The 16,964-nt window shown below is 68.7% G+C and carries 15 protein-coding genes; all 15 read right to left on the bottom strand.

Going from position 1 to position 16,964, the window contains the following annotated elements:
* Nucleotides 1–76: 76 nt before the first annotated feature.
* On the bottom strand, nucleotides 77–1,306 hold the full coding sequence (gene ftsA, locus B9N43_RS09330; RefSeq protein WP_145841991.1) for a cell division protein FtsA: 1,230 nt from the start codon (nucleotides 1,304–1,306) through the stop codon (nucleotides 77–79).
* On the bottom strand, nucleotides 1,303–2,103 hold the full coding sequence (locus B9N43_RS09325) for a cell division protein FtsQ/DivIB (RefSeq protein WP_222428699.1): 801 nt from the start codon (nucleotides 2,101–2,103) through the stop codon (nucleotides 1,303–1,305). Before B9N43_RS09325 ends, ftsA begins: the two co-directional genes overlap by 4 nt.
* Nucleotides 2,096–3,013, bottom strand: coding sequence for a D-alanine--D-alanine ligase (locus B9N43_RS09320; RefSeq protein WP_145841990.1), 918 nt, complete (start codon nucleotides 3,011–3,013; stop codon nucleotides 2,096–2,098). The genes B9N43_RS09325 and B9N43_RS09320 overlap by 8 nt, the downstream gene beginning before the upstream one ends.
* A complete protein-coding gene (gene murB / locus B9N43_RS09315; RefSeq protein ID WP_145841989.1) occupies nucleotides 3,010–3,918 on the bottom strand; it encodes a UDP-N-acetylmuramate dehydrogenase in 909 nt (302 codons plus the stop codon). The genes B9N43_RS09320 and murB overlap by 4 nt, the downstream gene beginning before the upstream one ends.
* A complete protein-coding gene (gene murC, locus B9N43_RS09310; RefSeq protein ID WP_145841988.1) occupies nucleotides 3,911–5,299 on the bottom strand; it encodes a UDP-N-acetylmuramate--L-alanine ligase in 1,389 nt (462 codons plus the stop codon). Before murC ends, murB begins: the two co-directional genes overlap by 8 nt.
* Nucleotides 5,300–5,414: 115 nt before the next feature.
* Nucleotides 5,415–6,494, bottom strand: coding sequence for an undecaprenyldiphospho-muramoylpentapeptide beta-N-acetylglucosaminyltransferase (murG, locus tag B9N43_RS09305; RefSeq protein ID WP_145841987.1), 1,080 nt, complete (start codon nucleotides 6,492–6,494; stop codon nucleotides 5,415–5,417).
* Entirely contained in the window at nucleotides 6,491–7,669 is a 1,179-nt protein-coding gene (ftsW, locus tag B9N43_RS09300) for a putative lipid II flippase FtsW (RefSeq protein ID WP_145841986.1), read from the bottom strand. Before ftsW ends, murG begins: the two co-directional genes overlap by 4 nt.
* The gene (murD, locus tag B9N43_RS09295; RefSeq protein WP_145841985.1) at nucleotides 7,666–9,171 is read right to left on the bottom strand and encodes a UDP-N-acetylmuramoyl-L-alanine--D-glutamate ligase; all 1,506 of its coding nucleotides are present in this window, start codon (nucleotides 9,169–9,171) and stop codon (nucleotides 7,666–7,668) included. The genes ftsW and murD overlap by 4 nt, the downstream gene beginning before the upstream one ends.
* A gap of 52 nt (nucleotides 9,172–9,223) precedes the next feature.
* Nucleotides 9,224–10,393 carry a phospho-N-acetylmuramoyl-pentapeptide-transferase gene (gene mraY, locus B9N43_RS09290; RefSeq protein WP_145841984.1) on the bottom strand — a complete coding sequence of 390 codons (1,170 nt, stop codon included), beginning with the start codon at nucleotides 10,391–10,393 and terminating at the stop codon, nucleotides 9,224–9,226.
* Nucleotides 10,394–10,515: 122 nt separating this feature from the next.
* Nucleotides 10,516–11,910, bottom strand: coding sequence for a UDP-N-acetylmuramoyl-tripeptide--D-alanyl-D-alanine ligase (gene murF / locus B9N43_RS09285; RefSeq protein ID WP_145841983.1), 1,395 nt, complete (start codon nucleotides 11,908–11,910; stop codon nucleotides 10,516–10,518).
* Nucleotides 11,907–13,370 carry a UDP-N-acetylmuramoyl-L-alanyl-D-glutamate--2,6-diaminopimelate ligase gene (locus tag B9N43_RS09280; protein ID WP_145841982.1) on the bottom strand — a complete coding sequence of 488 codons (1,464 nt, stop codon included), beginning with the start codon at nucleotides 13,368–13,370 and terminating at the stop codon, nucleotides 11,907–11,909. The genes murF and B9N43_RS09280 overlap by 4 nt, the downstream gene beginning before the upstream one ends.
* On the bottom strand, nucleotides 13,370–15,100 hold the full coding sequence (locus B9N43_RS09275) for a peptidoglycan D,D-transpeptidase FtsI family protein (protein ID WP_222428698.1): 1,731 nt from the start codon (nucleotides 15,098–15,100) through the stop codon (nucleotides 13,370–13,372). The genes B9N43_RS09280 and B9N43_RS09275 overlap by 1 nt, the downstream gene beginning before the upstream one ends.
* Complete coding sequence (gene ftsL / locus B9N43_RS09270) at nucleotides 15,097–15,366, bottom strand: cell division protein FtsL (protein ID WP_145841981.1); 270 nt, start codon at nucleotides 15,364–15,366, stop codon at nucleotides 15,097–15,099. Before ftsL ends, B9N43_RS09275 begins: the two co-directional genes overlap by 4 nt.
* On the bottom strand, nucleotides 15,366–16,310 hold the full coding sequence (rsmH, locus tag B9N43_RS09265) for a 16S rRNA (cytosine(1402)-N(4))-methyltransferase RsmH (RefSeq protein WP_145841980.1): 945 nt from the start codon (nucleotides 16,308–16,310) through the stop codon (nucleotides 15,366–15,368). The genes ftsL and rsmH overlap by 1 nt, the downstream gene beginning before the upstream one ends.
* A complete protein-coding gene (gene mraZ, locus B9N43_RS09260) occupies nucleotides 16,307–16,753 on the bottom strand; it encodes a division/cell wall cluster transcriptional repressor MraZ (RefSeq protein WP_145841979.1) in 447 nt (148 codons plus the stop codon). The genes rsmH and mraZ overlap by 4 nt, the downstream gene beginning before the upstream one ends.
* Between the last annotated feature and the right edge of the window lie 211 nt (nucleotides 16,754–16,964).

Genomic DNA, 16,964 nt, shown 5'->3' with positions numbered 1-16,964 from the left:
CGCACAACTCAGGGCGCATCGGGGGAATAAAGAAGAATGTTGATTTCATTCCCCGAAATCGCCCTGGCCCCTGGACCTAAAAATTCTTCTCGAACCACGACCGCATCCGGCTCAGGACCTGGCGCAAGGAGCGGGTGTCGCGGGCTTTCAGGCCTCGCTTGCGCTGGGCCTGGCCTTCCAGCAGCAGCCCCATCGCTGTCGAGTAGCGGGGGTTACGCACCATGTCCTTCAGGTTGCCCTCGTAATGCGGCATGCCCAGCTTCACCGTGTTGTGGAAGATCTCCTCGCCCAGCGCGGTCATGCCCGGCATCTGCGACGAGCCGCCGGTGAGCACGATGCCGGCCCGCAGCAGACGCTCGTAGCCGCTGCGGATGACCTCTTCGTGCACTTTCTGGAAAATCTCCTCCACCCGCGGCTGGATGAAGCCGGCCAGGGTCTGCCGCGACAGGGTGGTGGACGGACGCTCGCCCACGCCCGGCACTTCCAGCATTTCCTCCGGATCGGCCAGCTGCTGCAGGGCCACGCCGTAGCTCAGCTTGATCTCCTCGGCGTCCTGGGTCGAGGTGCGCAGCGCGATGGCGATGTCCGAGGTGATCTGGTCGCCGGCGATCGGGATCACCGCCGTGTGGCGGATCGCCCCCTGGGTGAAGATGGCGACGTCGGTGGTGCCGCCGCCGATGTCCACCAGGCAGACCCCGACGTCCTTTTCGTCGTCGGTCAACACCGCGTAGCCTGAGGCCAACGGCTGCAGCACCAGGTCCACCACCTCCAGGCCGCAGCGATGCACGCATTTGACGATGTTCTGCACCGCCGTCACGGCGCCGGTCACCAGGTGCACCTTGACCTCGAGGCGCCGCGCGTCCATGCCGATGGGTTCCTTGACACCGTCCTGGCCGTCGACGATGAACTCCTGCACCAGGGTGTGCAGGATCTGGTCGTCGGCGGAGATCGGTGTGGCGTTGGCCGCCTCGATGGCGCGGGCCACGTCGTACTGGGCGACCTCCTTGTCCTTCACCACGGCCATGCCGTTGGAGTCCTTGCTCTTGATGTGGCTGCCGGCGATGCCGGTATAGACCTCCTTGATCTTGCAGCCGGTCATCAGTTCCACTTCCTGAATCGCGCGCGAGATGGAATTGACCGTGGCCTCGATGTTGACCACCATGCCCTTCTTCAGACCATCGGAATCCTGGCTGCCGGTGCCGAGCAGCCCGAGCCGGCCTTCGGCATCCAGCTCGGCGACGATGGCGACGATCTTGGAGGTGCCGATGTCGAGGCCGACGATCAAATCCTTGGTTTCCTTGCTCATGTCTGTGGTGCCTTGTCAGCGTGGCCGCTTCGCAGGGCGAAGCCATTGGGATAGCGCATGTCGATCATTCCGGGGGCGGAACGGGTGAGCTGCAGGGTCTCCCGATAATTGGCGGCGAAACGCTCCAGACGCTCCTTTACCGGGTGCTTGGCCTCTTCCCTGCCCAGTTCCAGCACCAGGCCGTCGTCCAGGCGCAACTGCCAGGCCTGGCGGGGGGAGAGGTGCACGGCCCGCGCCTGGTGGCCGATTTCCGTCAGCGCGGCGCTGAACTCCCGGTAGCGTTCCAGAATCTGCGCGGCGCTGCCCTCCGGGCCGGAGAAATCCGGCAGATCCTGCTCCGCCGCGGCGATGAAGACCTCGCCCAGGTGATTGACCAGCCGGTACTCGCCGTCGCTGCGGCGCCAGCGCGCCACCGCCTTCTGCTCCTCGATGGTCAGTTCCAGTGCGTCGGGCCAGACCCGGCGCACCTCGGCGCGGCGCACCCAGGGCAGCTTCTCGAAGGCGCCGCGCACGCTCTCCAGATTCACGGTGAAGAAATTGCCGCTCACCGAACCCTTCACCGCGTACTCCAACTGCATCCGGGTCACCTGCTGCAGTTCGCCCTGGATCACCACCTGGCGCAGCGGGAACAGGGGCAAACGCTGGAAGGCGTGGAGTCCCGCCCAGGCCAGGGAGGCGATGCCGGCCAGCAGCAGCAGGTCGGAAACGAGATTCATCAACGGCGGCTTGTCCCAGAAGCCGTCGGCCGCCGGCTTTTGCGGACGGGCGGGACGCGAGGGGCGGCTGGACTTAGCCAAGCGTCGCCTCCCGCAGCACCTGCAGCACCAGCTGCTCGAAGCCGATCCCGGCCGCCCGCGCCGCCATGGGCACCAGCGAATGGTCGGTCATGCCGGGCGAGGTGTTGACCTCCAGGGCATAGACGCGGCCGGCATCGTCCTGCATCAGGTCCACCCGGCCCCAGCCGCGGCCGCCCAGGATGGCGAACGCCCGCAGCGCGATCTGCTGCATCTCCTGTTCCCGTTCGGGCGGCAGGCCGCTGGGGATGCGGTACTCGGTGTCGTCGCGCAGATACTTGGCTTCGTAGTCGTAGAACTCGCCGCTGGGCACGATGCGGATCACCGGCAGCGCCCGGTCGCCCAGGATGCCGACGGTGAATTCGCCGCCGGCCAGGAAACGCTCGGCCAGCACGATCGGGTCGTGGCGGGCCGCCTCCTGGTAGGCCGCCTTCAGGCCGCCGGGCTGCTTGACCTTGCTGATGCCGATCGAGGAGCCTTCGTTGGCCGGCTTGACGAACAGCGGCAGGCCCAGGCGCCGTTCGACCGCGGCGAAGTCGCTGGCGGCGTCGAGCACGGCGTATTCCGGCACCGGAATCCCCGCCGCCTGCCACACCAGCTTGGTACGCCACTTGTCCATCGCCAGCGCCGAGGCCAGCACGCCGCTGCCGGTGTAGGGGATGCCCATCAGTTCCAGGGCGCCCTGCAGGCTGCCGTCCTCGCCGCCGCGGCCGTGCATGGCGATGAAGGCGCGCTGGAAGTGCTCCTCGCGCAGGGCGGAAAGGGGTTTCTCGCGCGGGTCGAACGCATGGGCGTCCACGCCCGCCGTGCGCAATGCCTTGAGCACGGCGGAGCCGCTTTTCAATGAAACCTCGCGCTCGGCGGAGTCGCCGCCGAACATCACCGCCACCTTGCCAAAATTGACGCCGCTCACTGCCGCTCTCCGCCTACGATCCGCACCTCGCGAATCAACTGAATCGCATACTTGCGCTGTACTTCGGCCTGGATCCGGCCAATTAACATTTCTATCTCGGAAGCTCGCGCCTTGCCGTCCGGATTAACAATGAAATTCGCGTGCTTTTCGGATACCCGCGCGCCGCCCACGCCATGGCCCTTGAGCCCGGCCGCTTCGATCAGCCTGGCCGCGTGGTCGCCCGGCGGATTGCGGAACACCGATCCGGCATTGGGCAGTTGCAGCGGCTGGCTGGCGATCCGCGCCTCCAGCAGCGCGCGGATGCGCGCGCGCGCCGCGGCGCCGTCGCCGGCGGGAAAGCGCAGCCAGGCGCCGGCGAAGATCTCGTCGGCGCTGGCCTTGAGACCGACGTGGCGATAGCCGACGGCGAAGTCCTCCGGACCGCGCTCGATCAGGCGCCCGCGCCGGTTCAGCATCAGCACGCGCTGCACGTGGTTCCAGGTCTCGCCGCCATGGCAGCCGGCGTTCATCGCCAGCGCGCCGCCCAGGGTGCCGGGAATGCCCGCCAGGAACTCGGCGCCGGCTAGGTTCCGGTTGGCGGCGAAGCGGGCCAGCTTGGGCGCGGCCACGCCGGCGCCGACATACAGCGAGCCGTCGGCTTCCTGGCGCAGCTCGTCGAGCGCGCCATGGGTGAAGATCGCCGTGCCTTCGAATCCGGCGTCCCGCACCAGCAGATTCGACCCCAGGCCGACCAGCAGCAGGGGTTCGTCGTGGCGCAGCCGGCGCAGGAAAACCGCCAGGTCGTCCAGGTCCGCCGGGAAATAGGCCTTGGCCACCGGCCCCCCGGAGCGCCAGGACACGTGGCGCGCCATGGGCTCGTCGCGACGGAACGTGCCGCGCAGCGGGGCGGACGACAATTCAGCCATGGCTCAATTTCCCCGGAACGGCGCCGATGGAGCCGGCGCCCATGGTCATCACCACGTCGCCGTCGCGCGCCGTCTCCAGGATCGCCTGGGGCAGCGCCGCGATGTCCTCGACGAATACCGGTTCCACCCGGCCGACGACGCGCACGGCCCGGGCCAGGGAGCGGCTGTCGGCGGCGATGATGGGGGGCTCGCCGGCGGCATAGACTTCGGTCAGCAGCAGGGCATCCGCCTCTGACAGGACTTTGACGAAGTCCTCGAAACAGTCGCGCGTGCGGGTGTAGCGGTGCGGCTGGAAGGCCAGCACGATGCGCCGGCCGGGGAAGGCGCCGCGGGCGGCGGCCAGCGTGGCCGCCATTTCGGCCGGATGGTGGCCGTAGTCGTCGATCAGGGTGAAGCTGCCTCCGGCCGCCAGGGGCACTTCGCCGTAGCGCTGGAAGCGCCGCCCCACGCCCTTGAACTCGGCCAGGGCGGCGACGATCACCGCGTCGGGCACGCCGACCTCGGTGGCGACGGCGATCACCGCCAGGGCGTTCTGCACGTTGTGGACGCCCGGCAGGTTCAGCACCACCGGGAAGCGCACCGTGCTGCCGTTCTCCCGCACGCAGTCGAAGCGCATCGTGCCGCCCTCGGCGACGATGTTCTCGGCGCGCACGTTGGCCTCCGGGGCCAGGCCGTAGGTGATGATCTGCTTCGACACCCGGGGCATGATCTCGCGCACGTGGGGATCGTCGATGCACAGCACCGCGACGCCGTAGAACGGCAGGCGGTGCAGGAAGTCGACGAAGGTCTGCTTGAGGCGGCCGAAATCGTGGCCGTAGGTCTCCATGTGGTCGGCGTCGATGTTGGTCACCACCGAGACCATCGGCGACAGGAAGAGGAACGAGGCGTCGGACTCGTCGGCTTCGGCCACCAGGAACTCGCCCTGACCCAGGCGGGCATTGGCGCCGGCCGAGTTGAGGCGGCCGCCGATGACGAAGGTGGGGTCCAGCGCGCCGGCCGCGAGGACGCTGGCGACCAGGCTGGTGGTGGTGGTCTTGCCGTGGGCGCCGGCGATCGCGATGCCCTGCTTGAAGCGCATCAGCTCGGCCAGCATCTGCGCCCGCGGCACCACCGGGATATGGCGTTCCCGCGCCGCCACGACCTCGGGGTTGTCCTCCTTGACGGCGGTGGACACCACCACGGCGTCGGCGTCGGTCACCCGCGCGGGGTCGTGGCCGATGCCGATGGCGACGCCGAGATCGGCCAGGCGGGCGGTGGCCGCGCTGGCCGCCAGGTCGGAGCCGCTCACCTGGAAGCCCTGGTTGGCCAGCACCTCGGCGATGCCGCTCATCCCGGAGCCGCCGATGCCGACGAAATGGATACGACGGACTTTATGTTTCATGATGTCTGGTCGCGCGACGGGTGACTGAAAGTGGCGGGCGGCATGGCGACATTCTGGATGCGGGCCGCCGATCCGATCGCCCGACGAGTACCCGAAACCTGGGCGTTTTCAGGTCTCATGCTTTGCTCCTCGCGGCGAACTTCTCCGCCTGTTCCATGCAGGCCCGCGCCACCGTGACGGTGGCTTCGGGTTTCGCCAGGTCGCGCGCGCGCGCCGCCATTTCCAGCAACTGGTCGCGCGAATAGTTGCGCAGCAGGGCGATGGTCTCGGGCCGCAACTGGTCCTGGGGCAACAGCACGGCCGCGCCAACCTGCGAGAGGAAGCGCGCATTGGCCGTCTGATGATCGTCCACGGCATGGGGAAAGGGCACCAGCACGCTGGCCACGCCCACCGTGGCCAGCTCGGCCACGGTCAGCGCGCCGGCGCGGCAGATCACCAGGTCGGCCCAGGCGTAGGCCTCGGCCATGTCGGCGATGAAAGGCGTCAGGCGGGCCTCGACGCCCGCCTGCGCATAACTGGCGCGCAGGGCCTCGATATGCCGCTCGCCGGACTGGTGCCAGACCTCCGGCCGCTCCTGGAGCGGAATCAGCGCCAGACCCGCGGGCAGGGTCTGGTTCAGCACCTGGGCGCCCAGGCTGCCGCCCAGCACCAGCAGGCGCAGCGGGCCGCCATGTTGCGGCAGGCGCTCCTGCGGCGGCGCCAGCCGGCTGATTTCGGGGCGGACCGGATTGCCGACCCACTCGCCGCGCGGCAACACGTCGGGAAAGCCGGTCAGCACCCGCGTCGCCAGCCGCGCCAGGACCCGGTTGGCCAGCCCGGCCAGCGAATTCTGCTCGTGCAGGATCAGGGGCCGGCCGCTCAATGCCGCCACCAGGCCGCCGGGAAAGGTGATGTAGCCGCCCAGGCCCAGCACCACGTCGGGCTGCACGCGGCGCATCTCACGCAAGGCCTGCCAGCAGGCGGCGATCAGGTTGAACGGCAGCAACAGCTTGCGCGCCAGCCCCTTGCCGCGCAGCGCGGAGAACTTCACCCAGGCGGTCTCGAAGCCCCGTTCCGGGATCAGCCGCCCCTCCATGCCCTCCGCATTGCCCATCCAGACCACGCGCCAGCCCAGGCTGCGCAGATGGTCCGCCACCGCCAGGCCGGGCATGATGTGGCCGCCGGTGCCGCCGGCCATGATCAGAATGGTCTTCATACCTTGACCCCCCGCATCAGTGAGCGATTCTCGTAATCCACCCGCAGCAGAATGGCCAGCGCCACGCAGTTGGCCATGATGCCGGAGCCGCCGAAGCTCATCAGCGGCAGGGTCAGGCCCTTGGTGGGCAGGAGGCCCATGTTGACCCCCATGTTGATGAGGGACTGCACCCCCAGCCAGATGCCGATGCCCTGCGCCACCAGGCCGCCGAACAGCCGATCCAGCGCCAGGGCCTGGCGGCCGATGGCGAAACAGCGCTGCACCACCAGGGCGAACAGCCCGACCACGACGACGACGCCGACGAAGCCCAGCTCCTCGGCGATCACCGCCAGCAGGAAGTCGGTGTGCGCCTCGGGCAGGTAGAACAGTTTCTCGACGCTGGCGCCCAACCCGACGCCGAACCATTCGCCGCGCCCGAACGCGATCAGGGCGTGGGAAAGCTGATAGCCCTTGCCGAACGCGTCCTGCCAGGGGTCCATGAAGCCGAACAGGCGCTCCCGCCGATAGGGCGAGGTCCAGATCAGCACCACGAAGGCGAACAGCAGCACCAGGAACAGGATGCCGAACAGGCGGGCGTTGATGCCGCCCAGGAACAGCACGCCCATCGCGATGCTGATGATCACCACGAAGGCGCCGAAATCGGGTTCGCGCAACAGCAGCGCCGCGACCAGGGTCATCACCATCGCCATCGGCACGAAGCCGCGGCGGAAGGAATCCATGTCGGCCAACTTGCGCGTGGTGTAGTCGGCGGCGTAGAGCACGGCGAACAGCTTCATCAGCTCCGAGGGCTGCAGATTCACCGGCCCCAGCGGAAGCCAGCGCTGGGCGCCGTTGACCGAGCGGCCCACGTGGGGAATCACCACCAGGGCCAGCAGCAGCACGCCGGCCAGGAACAGCAGCGGCGCCGCCTGTTGCCAGAAGCGCAGCGGGATCTGGAAGGCCACCGTGCCGGCCACCAGTCCGACCAGCAGGAAAATGCCGTGGCGGACCAGGAAGTATGTCGCGGAGTTGCCGGTGAACTTGCTGCCTTCCGCGGTGGCGATGGACGAGGAATAGACCATCACCAGGCCCAGCATCAGCAGCCCCAGCGCCGACCAGAACAGCCAGGGATCGAGTTCCGCCGGCGAGCGGTGGGCCGGCGGAGCGTAGCGGTGGGGAATGCCGGCCCGGCTCATGTCGCGCCCGCCAGGGTGCGCACCGCGGCGATGAAGACCTGGGCGCGGTGCTCGTAGTTGTGGAACATGTCGAAGCTGGCGCAGGCGGGAGAGAGCAGCACGACATCGCCGGGACGCGCGGCCGTGGCGGCCAGGCGCACGGCTTCATCCATGTCCGCCGCCTGACGGACGGGCACGCCGCCGCCGGCCAGCGCCGCGCCGATCTTCGGCCCGTCGCGGCCGATCAACAGCACCGCCCGGCAATGACGCGCGACCGCCGGGCTCAGCGGACGGAAGTCCTGTCCCTTGCCATCGCCCCCGGCAATCAACACGATCCTTGGATCGTGTTGATTGCCGGGCTGCGCCGGCGTGGAGGAGCCATTCCTCCCGGCCTCCCTTCCCGAGGAAGGGAGGTGACTGGTTTGGGCGGCCAACTGGCCGCCAAGGCCCGTGAGTGCGGCGACGGTGGCGCCGACGTTGGTGCCCTTGGAGTCGTCGTAGTAACCGACGCCGTCGATCTCGGCCACCCGTTCGACGCGATGGGGCAGGCCGCGGAAGTCGCGCAGCGCGGGCAGCAGTCTTCCCGCATCAAGGCCGATGCCGGCGCACAGCGCCAGCGCCGCCATCGCGTTGGCGGCGTTGTGCAGCCCGGCGATCGGCAGCTCGGAAACCGGCAGCAGGAAGCGGTCGCCCTGGACGATCCAGGGTTCGCCCCGGTTCCGGCGCAGGCCGAAATCCTGTTCGTTGCCCGGCGCATCGAGGCCGAAACTGATCAAGGGGCGGCCCGCCAGCGCCATGCGCTTCACCCGCGGGTCGTCGCGGTTCAGCACCTGCGCGCCGCGTCCGGCGAAAATCCGCGCCTTGGCGCTGGCGTACTCGTCCAGGTCGATGTAGCGGTCCAGATGGTCGTCGCTGACGTTCAGCACCGTCGCCGCGTCGGCGTCCAGACTGTTCAGGGTCTCCAGTTGGAAGCTGGACAGTTCCAGCACCCAGATATCCGGCAGCGTGCCCTGATCCAGGGCCGCCATCAGCGCGTGCAGCGCGGCCGGGGAAATGTTGCCGGCCACGCCCGTCGCCTTGCCCGTGCCGCGGCACAGATGGCCGGCCAGCGCGGTGGTGGTGGTCTTGCCGTTGGTGCCGGTGATCGCGATCACCCGGCTGTAGGGGCCGTGGTTGCCGCGCACGCCCAGCGCGCGCAGCGCCCAGGCGAACAATTCGATCTCGCCCACTACCGCGATGCCCTGGGCGCGGGCATGGATCACCGCCATCAGGCCGCCGGAAAGTCCGGGCGACAGCGCCAGCAGCTCGATCCCGTTCAGCAGCGACTTGTCGAAGCGCTCGTCGAGGGCGGCACAGCGGAACTCGGCCTCCGGCGCGCTGCGTCGCAGTTCGTCGAGAAAGGGCGGCGCGGCGCGGCTGTCCACCACCCGCACGCGGGCGCCCTGACGGGCGCACCACTGCGCCATCGCCAGTCCCGATTCGCCGAGGCCGAGAACGAGGACGTGCCTGCCGCCGAGATTCATGCGGCTTTCCCTTGGGAACAGCGGGTGCGGGAGATGGCGCCGAAGGTATCCATCACCGGATCTTCAGGGTGGACAGGCCGAACAGCACCAGCAGGATGGTGATGATCCAGAAACGCACCACGACCTGGGTCTCCTTCCAGCCGCTCTGCTCGAAATGGTGGTGCAGGGGCGCCATGCGCAGGATGCGGCGCCCCTCGCCGTAGCGCCGCTTGGTGTATTTGAACCAGGACACCTGCAACATCACCGACAAGGTCTCGGCGACGAAGACGCCGCCCATGATGAACAGCACGATTTCCTGGCGCACGATCACCGCCACCGTGCCCAGCGCGCCGCCCAGCGCCAGCGCGCCGACGTCGCCCATGAACACCTCCGCCGGGTAGGCGTTGAACCAGAGGAAGCCCAGGCCGGCACCGGCCAGGGCGGCGCAGAAGATCGCCAGCTCGCCGGCGCCGGGGATGTAGGGCAGCAGCAGGTACTTGGAATACACCGCGTTGCCCGCGACGTAGGCGAAGACGCCGAGCGCGGAGCCGACCATCACCGTGGGCATGATGGCCAGGCCGTCCAGGCCGTCGGTGAGGTTCACCGCATTGCTGGTGCCGACGATCACGAAATAGCTCAGCAGCATGAAGCCGATCACGCCCAGGGGATAGGACACGGACTTGAAGAAGGGCACGATCAGGTCGGCCTTGGCCGGCAGGTCCAGGGTGAAACCGCTCATCGCCCAGCGGAACAGCAGTGCGAAGCTGCGGTCGGCGTCGGGCGCGGAGATCGAGAAGGCGATGTAGATGGCGGCCAGGATGCCGATCAGCGACTGCCAGAAATACTTGGTGCTGGCCGACAGTCCCTTGGGGTTGCGGTAAACCACCTTGCGCCAGTCGTCCACCCAGCCCACCGCGCCGTAACCGAGCGTGACGATCAGCACGATCCAGATGAAGCGGTTGGCCAGATCCGCCCAGAGCAGGGTCGAGATGCCCAGCGAGATCAGGATCAGGCCGCCGCCCATGGTCGGGGTGCCGGCCTTGGTCAGATGGGTCTGCGGGCCGTCGTCGCGCACCGCCTGGCCGATCTTCTTCGCCGCCAGCCAGCGGATGAAGGCCGGTCCGGCGATGAAGGAGATGGTCAGCGCCGTCATCGTCGCCAGCACCGCACGCAGCGTGATGTAGTTGAAGACGTTGAAGGCGCGCACATCCTGCGCCAGCCAGCGGGCCAGTTCAAGCAGCATGATGGGCCTTTCCCCCGGGGGGGCGGGTGTCCGCGGGCTGTGCCCGCTCCGGGTTGTGGCTGGCCCCGTCTTGGGGCGGCGCGGCGGCGGGGTATCTTTCTGCAAAGAAGGGAAGATGCGGGTCATTTGTTTTTCCTTTCCTCGGGAAGGGGAGGGCTCGCCGCGAGGGCATCGGCCACCCGTTCCATGCGCATGAAGCGGGAGCCCTTGATCAGGACGGCGGTATCGGAGTTCAGTTCGGGCAACAGGGCGGCGATCAGGTCCTCGACGCGGCGGAAGTGCTGGCCGCCCGCGCCGAAGTTGGCGACGGCCGCGGCCGTCAGCTCACCCAGTGCGTAGAGACGGTCGATGCCCATGGTCTTGGCGTAGCCGCCGAGCTCGTCGTGGAACTGGCCGCCGGCCGCGCCGACTTCGCCCATGTCGCCGATGACCAGCAGCCGCCGCTGGGGCAGGGTTGCCAGTACGTCGATGGCGGCGCGCATGGAGTCCGGGTTGGCGTTGTAGCTGTCGTCGATCAGCAGCGCGCCGGCATGGCCGACCCGCCGTTGCAGTCGCCCCTTGACGCCTTGATAGCGGCCAAGCGCGGCGACGGCGGTCGTCAGCGGAACGCCGGCCGCCAGGGTGGCCGCGATCGCGGCCAGGGCGTTGCGGGCGTTGTGCAGGCCCGGCACGGGCAGGGTCAGTTCGGCCGTCCCGGCGGGCGTCGCCAGTTCCAGCCGGCAGGCGAAACCCTGCGGCCGGACGTGGGCCGTCACCTCGGCGGCATGGTCGAGGCCGAAGCCGAGCGTCGCGTGGCCGGCGCTGAGTTCCCGCCACAACGCGGCATGGGTGTCGTCGGCATTGATCACCGCCACGCCGCCGGCCCCCAGCCCCTCGAAAATCTCGCCCTTGGCCCGCGCCACTTCGGACAGGGAGCCCAGGCCCTCCAAGTGGGCGCGCTGGGCGTTGTTCACCAGGGCCACGGTGGGATGGGCGATCCGCGTCAGGTAGGCGATTTCGCCGCGATGGTTCATGCCCATTTCGATCACCGCCGCGCGATGCGTGGCGGTGAGCTTGAGCAGGGTCAGCGGCAGGCCGACGTCGTTGTTGAGATTGCCGGCGGTGGCCAGCACCGCCGCTTCCGCGCCGTAGTGGGCGCGCAGGATCGCGGCGCACATTTCCTTGACCGTGGTCTTGCCGTTGCTGCCGGTGATGCCGATCAGCGGAATCTCGAAACCGCCGCGCCAGGCGGCCGCCAGCCGCCCCAGGGCCAGCCGGGTGTCGTCGACCGCCACCAGCGGCAGTTGCGCGCGGCCATCGTCCGCCGCCACCCAGGTCCGGTCCACCAGGGCTGCGGCGGCGCCCCGGGCGAGCACCTCGGCGACGAAATCGTGGCCGTCGAAACGCTCGCCGCGCAGGGCCACGAACAGCTCGCCGGGCGCGATGCTGCGCGAATCGGTGGACACGGCGCCAAAGCGGACCTCGCCCCGGACGGTGCTGCCGGCGCAGGCCTGGGCCGCTTGTCGCAGGGTCATCATGTTCTTTGCTCCAGGGCGGCGCGCACCTGTTCCAGGTCGGAATAGGGGTGGCGCACGCCGCCGATTTCCTGATAAGGCTCGTGCCCCTTGCCGGCCACCAGGATCACGTCCCGGGTGTCGGCGCGGGCGACGGTGGAGTGGATTGCCCGGCCGCGATTCAGCTCCGTTTCCGGTTCGCCGGCCATCCCGGCGCGGATGGCGGCGACGATGGCGCCGGGCTCTTCGCCGCGGGGATTGTCGCTGGTGAGCACCACCCGGTCCGCCAGACGCTCCGCCACCGCTCCCATCAAGGGGCGCTTGCCGGGGTCCCGGTCGCCGCCGCAGCCGAACAGGCAGACCAGGCGGCCGCCGCGCTCCCGGGCGGTTTCCCTGAGGGTGGTCAGCGCCTGCTCCAGGGCATCCGGCGAATGCGCGTAATCCACCACCACCAGCGGCTGTCCGCTGCCGCCCTGGGCTTCCATGCGGCCCGCCGGGGGGCGCAGCCGGGGCAGCGTGGTCAGCGCCTGTTCCAGCGCGATGCCCGCCGCCTGCAGGGCGCCGAGCGCGGCCAGCAGGTTGGCGACGTTGAAGCGGCCGACCAGGGACGCGTGCGCCGGCTGGCCGTTGACCCGGAAGGCGAGGCCGGAACGCAGATCCAGATCGCTGGCGGCGAGGACTTCATCGGCGCCGCCGGCCGCGCCCAGGGTGTAGCCGATGGTCCGCATCCGTCCCCGCAGGCGCTGCGCCAGTTCCTGGCCGAACGGGTCGTCCAGGTTCAGCACCGCGGCCCCGAGACCGGGGGTTTCGAACAGCAGGCGCTTGGAGGCGGCATAGGCTTCCATGGTGCCGTGGTATTCCAGATGGTCCCGCGTCAGGTTGGTCAGCACCGCCACCGCGAAGCGGGCGCCGGCCACCCGGCCCTGCTCCAGCCCGATCGAGGACACTTCCATCGCGCAGGCCCGGGCGCCCTGGGCGAGATAGCGGGCCAGCGCGGCGTGGAGGGTGATCGCGTCCGGCGTGGTGTTGGGACTGGGGTCCAGGGCGTCGGGGAAGCCGTTGCCGAGGGTGCCGATCAGCGCGCAGGGGCGCACCAGGGCGGCCAGCGCCTGTGCGATGAAATGGGTGACCGATGTCTTGCCGTTGGTGCCGGTGACGCCGATCAGACACAGTTGCGCCGAGGGGCGCTGGTAGACGAGGTCGGCGATCTGCCCGAGCTGGCCGGCCAGTCCGGCGACCGGCAGCAGCGGCACCGCCGTGGCCGGCAGGGGCGGCGCCCCGGCGGCCTCGTAGAGCACGGCCGCGGCGCCCCGGGCCAGCGCTTCGCCGATGAAGCGGCGGCCGTCGGCCTGGGCGCCCGGCGCGGCGACGAAGACGTCGCCCGCCGTGACGCGGCGCGAATCGACGCACAGGCGCGACACCCCCACCCCCCGGCGGGCCAATTCCGCGAGCACGTCCGGCGCGAGCATGGCGGCGGCCGACATCACATCTCCTCCTTGGCGTCGGCCGCGGCGGCCAGCGTGGCGGAGGGCGGCGTCAGGGGCGCGTCCTGGGCGACGCCGAGGGTACGCAGGGCGCCGGCCATGACGCGGGAAAACACCGGCGCCGCGACGTCGCCGCCGTAATAGATGCCGTTGGAGGGTTCGTCGACCATCACCGCGATCACCAGCCGCGGATCGGAGGCCGGCGCGAAGCCGACGAAGGAAGCGACATATTTGTTGGCATAGACGCCGCCGTCCAGCTTGTGCGCGGTGCCGGTCTTGCCCGCCACCCGATAGCCGGGAACCTGGGCCTTGGTCGCGGTGCCGCCGGGCAGCACCACCATTTCCAGCATGTTGCGCACTTCCCGCGCGGTCTGGGCCGAGAAGATCGGCTTGCCCGGGGCGGGTGAATTGTCCATCCGGGTCAGGGATAGCGGCACCAGGTCGCCGTCGCGGGCGAAGGCCATGTAGGCACGGGCCAACTGGATCAGGGTCACCGAAATGCCGTGGCCGTAGGCCATGGTGGCCTGTTCGATGGGCTGCCATTTTTTCCAGGGCCGCAGGCGCCCGCCCACTTCGCCTGGGAAACCCAGCTTCAGGGGCGCGCCGAAGCCGAGGTTGTCGAACATGCTCCACATCGATTCGGCCGGCATCGACAGCGCCATCTTGGCCGAACCCACGTTGGAGGATTTCTGGATCACCTGGGCCACCGTCAGCACGCCGTGGGGGTGCGCGTCGTGGATGGTGGCGTTGCCGATCACCAGCCGTCCCGGGGCGGTCTGGATCGGCGTGTCGTAGCGGAATTTGCCTTGTTCCAGGGCCAGGGCGGCCGTGAACGGTTTCATCGTGGAGCCGGGCTCGAACGTGTCGGTGAAGGCCCGGTTGCGCAGTTGCGCCCCGACCAGCCGTTCCCGGTTGTTGGGGTTGTAGGCCGGCAGATTGGCCAGAGCCAGCACTTCGCCGGTCTTGGCGTCGAGCACCACGACGCCGCCGGCGCGGGCGCGGTACTGCTCGATGGCCTGCTTCAGATTGGAATAGGCCAGATACTGGATCTTGTCGTCCAGCGCCAGCAGGATGTCCTTGCCGTCCTGGGGCGGACGGATGGACTCCACGTCCTCGACGATGTTGCCGCGCCGGTCCTTGATCACCCGGCGGCTGCCGGGTTTGCCCGACAGCATGTCGTTGAACGCCAGTTCCACGCCCTCCTGGCCCGCGTCCTCGACGCCGGTGAAACCCAGCACATGGGCGGTGACCTCGGCGACCGGATAGTAGCGGCGGAACTCCTGCTGTTCGTGGATGCCCGGCAGTTTCATCGCCGCCACTTTTTCCGCGATCTCCGGCGAGACCTGGCGCTTGATGAAGACGAAGTCCTTTTCCGAGGCCAGGCGCCGGTTCAGCTCGCGCAGGTCCATCTCCAGCAGCTGGGCCAGAGTGCGGGCGTCGGCAGGCTGCAGGCGCGCGTCCTCGGGGATCGCCCAGATGGATTTGACCGGGGTGGAAATCGCCAGCACGTCGCCGTGGCGGTCCATGATCCGGCCGCGCGTGGCCGAGATGGACAGGGTCCGCTCGTAGCGGGCCTCACCCTTGCCCTGCAGGAATTCGTTGTGGATGCCTTGCAGATAGAGGGAGCGGCCGACCAGGGCGAGAAAGCCGGCCAGCAGCAGGCAGAGCATCAAGCGGGCGCGCCAGGGCGGCACGGCCTGGGAAAGTACCGGGCTGTAGGAAAATTTCACCGGCCCTTTCCTTCCAGCGTCAGCACCTGGTTCGGCACCGGCGTTTTCATCTGCAGCTTTTCCCGGGCGATGCGCTCGATGCGGGCGTGGTTGGCCCAGGTGCTCTGCTCCAGCTGCAATTGCCCCCACTCGACTTCCAGATCGCGCATCCGGGTCTGTTCATGCTCCAGTTCGATGAACAGTTTGCGCGCCCGGTGATTCGCATCCACGGCGAACAGGGCGCAGGCCACGACCACGAGCAGCAGGGCCAGGTTCAGACGCGCCATCAGCCACGCCCTTCGCCGGCGGCCGCCAGTTTCTCGCCGACCCGCATCACTGCGCTGCGGGCCCGGGGGTTGGCGGCGACCTCCTCGGCACCGGCATGGACCGGCTTGCCCACCAGGCGCAGGCGCGGCGGCGGCAGGTCGGCGGCCCGCACCGGCACGCCTTTGGGCGGCTGCGGCGGGCGTGCCTGGTCGCGCAGGAAGTTCTTCACGATGCGGTCTTCCAGGGAGTGGAAGCTGATCACCACCAGCCGGCCGCCGGGCTTCAGTCGAGCCAGGGCCTGGGGCAGGCTCAGCGACAGTTCCTCAAGCTCGCGATTGACGAGAATCCGTAGAGCCTGGAAGCTGCGCGTCGCCGGATGCTGGCCCGGTTCCCGCGTGCGCACGGCTTTTTCCACGAGCGCGGCAAGTTGTCCGGTGCTTGTAATACCGCATTCGCTCCGAGCAGCAACAAGCGCCTTTGCAATCGCATGAGCAAACCGTTCTTCGCCATAGTCTCTCAGCACCTCCTCTATTTCCCGTTGACTCGCCCGCGCCAGCCATTCCGCCGCGGTTTCTCCTCGGGTCGTATCCATCCGCATGTCCAGCGGCGCATCGAACCGGAAACTGAATCCCCGGCTGCCGTCATCCAGTTGTGGACTGGAAACGCCCAGATCCAGCAGCACGCCGTCCACCTGGGCGATGCCCAGTTCGTCCAGCACCTGGCCCAGGTCGCCAAACCAGGCATGAACCAGGTTCAGGCGCGGATCCTCGATTTTTTGTCCGGCGGCGATGGCCGCCGGGTCCCGATCCAGGGCGACCAGGCGGCCGGCCGGCCCCAGCCGGGCCAGGATTTCCCGGCTATGGCCGCCACGGCCGAAAGTGCCATCCAGGTAGATCCCGTCGGGTTCGATCGCCAGCGCCGCTACCGCCTCCGCCAGCAACACGCTGACGTGGCCGCCGTTCACAACGAAATACCCTCGAAGCCCGGCGGCGGCGCGCCATCCGCCAGGGCGGCGGCGGCCAGCTCGGGCAGACCCTGCCAGCCGGCGTCGCTCCAGATTTCGAAGTGGGTGCCCATGCCCACCAGCCAGATCTGCTTTTCCAGCGCCGCGTGAGCCCGCAACTCGGGGGCGATCAACAGGCGGCCGGCGCCGTCCAGTTGCTCGTCGCGGGCATTGCCCACCAAGACGCGCTTCAAGGCGGCGGAACGAGGATCGAAACTGGGCGCCGCCAGGATGCGGTCGCGAATCGGCGCCCAGGCGGGCTCCGGGTAGAGCAACAGGCAGCGATGGGGATGGGCGGTCAGCACCAGGCGACCACCCTCGGTGGCGAGGGCGTCGCGATGCCGCGCCGGGATCGCCATGCGTCCCTTTGCGTCAAGATTCAGCGCTATCGCCCCTTGAAACATCGCCACCCCTAGCCCGAGGGGAAATCATAGGATTTCCCACCTTTACCCACTTTTCACCACTTTAGGGGCAAGAATTGGCTCGGTCAAGAGGATTTATAGGTTTTTTTCTGGTGTAACAAGGACTTATGTGTGCTGGGATGTCAATGGGTGTTGGTTAAATTAATTAATTAAATCAATGGGTATTGCGCAGGTTCGAAAGTAAAGCTTGAGA

The sequence above is a fragment of the Denitratisoma sp. DHT3 genome, from assembly GCF_007833355.1.
In the GTDB taxonomy this organism is placed as follows: Bacteria; Pseudomonadota; Gammaproteobacteria; order Burkholderiales; family Rhodocyclaceae; genus Denitratisoma.
Note: the sequence above shows the minus strand (reverse complement) of the source record. Positions and strands in the feature narration are given on the sequence as shown.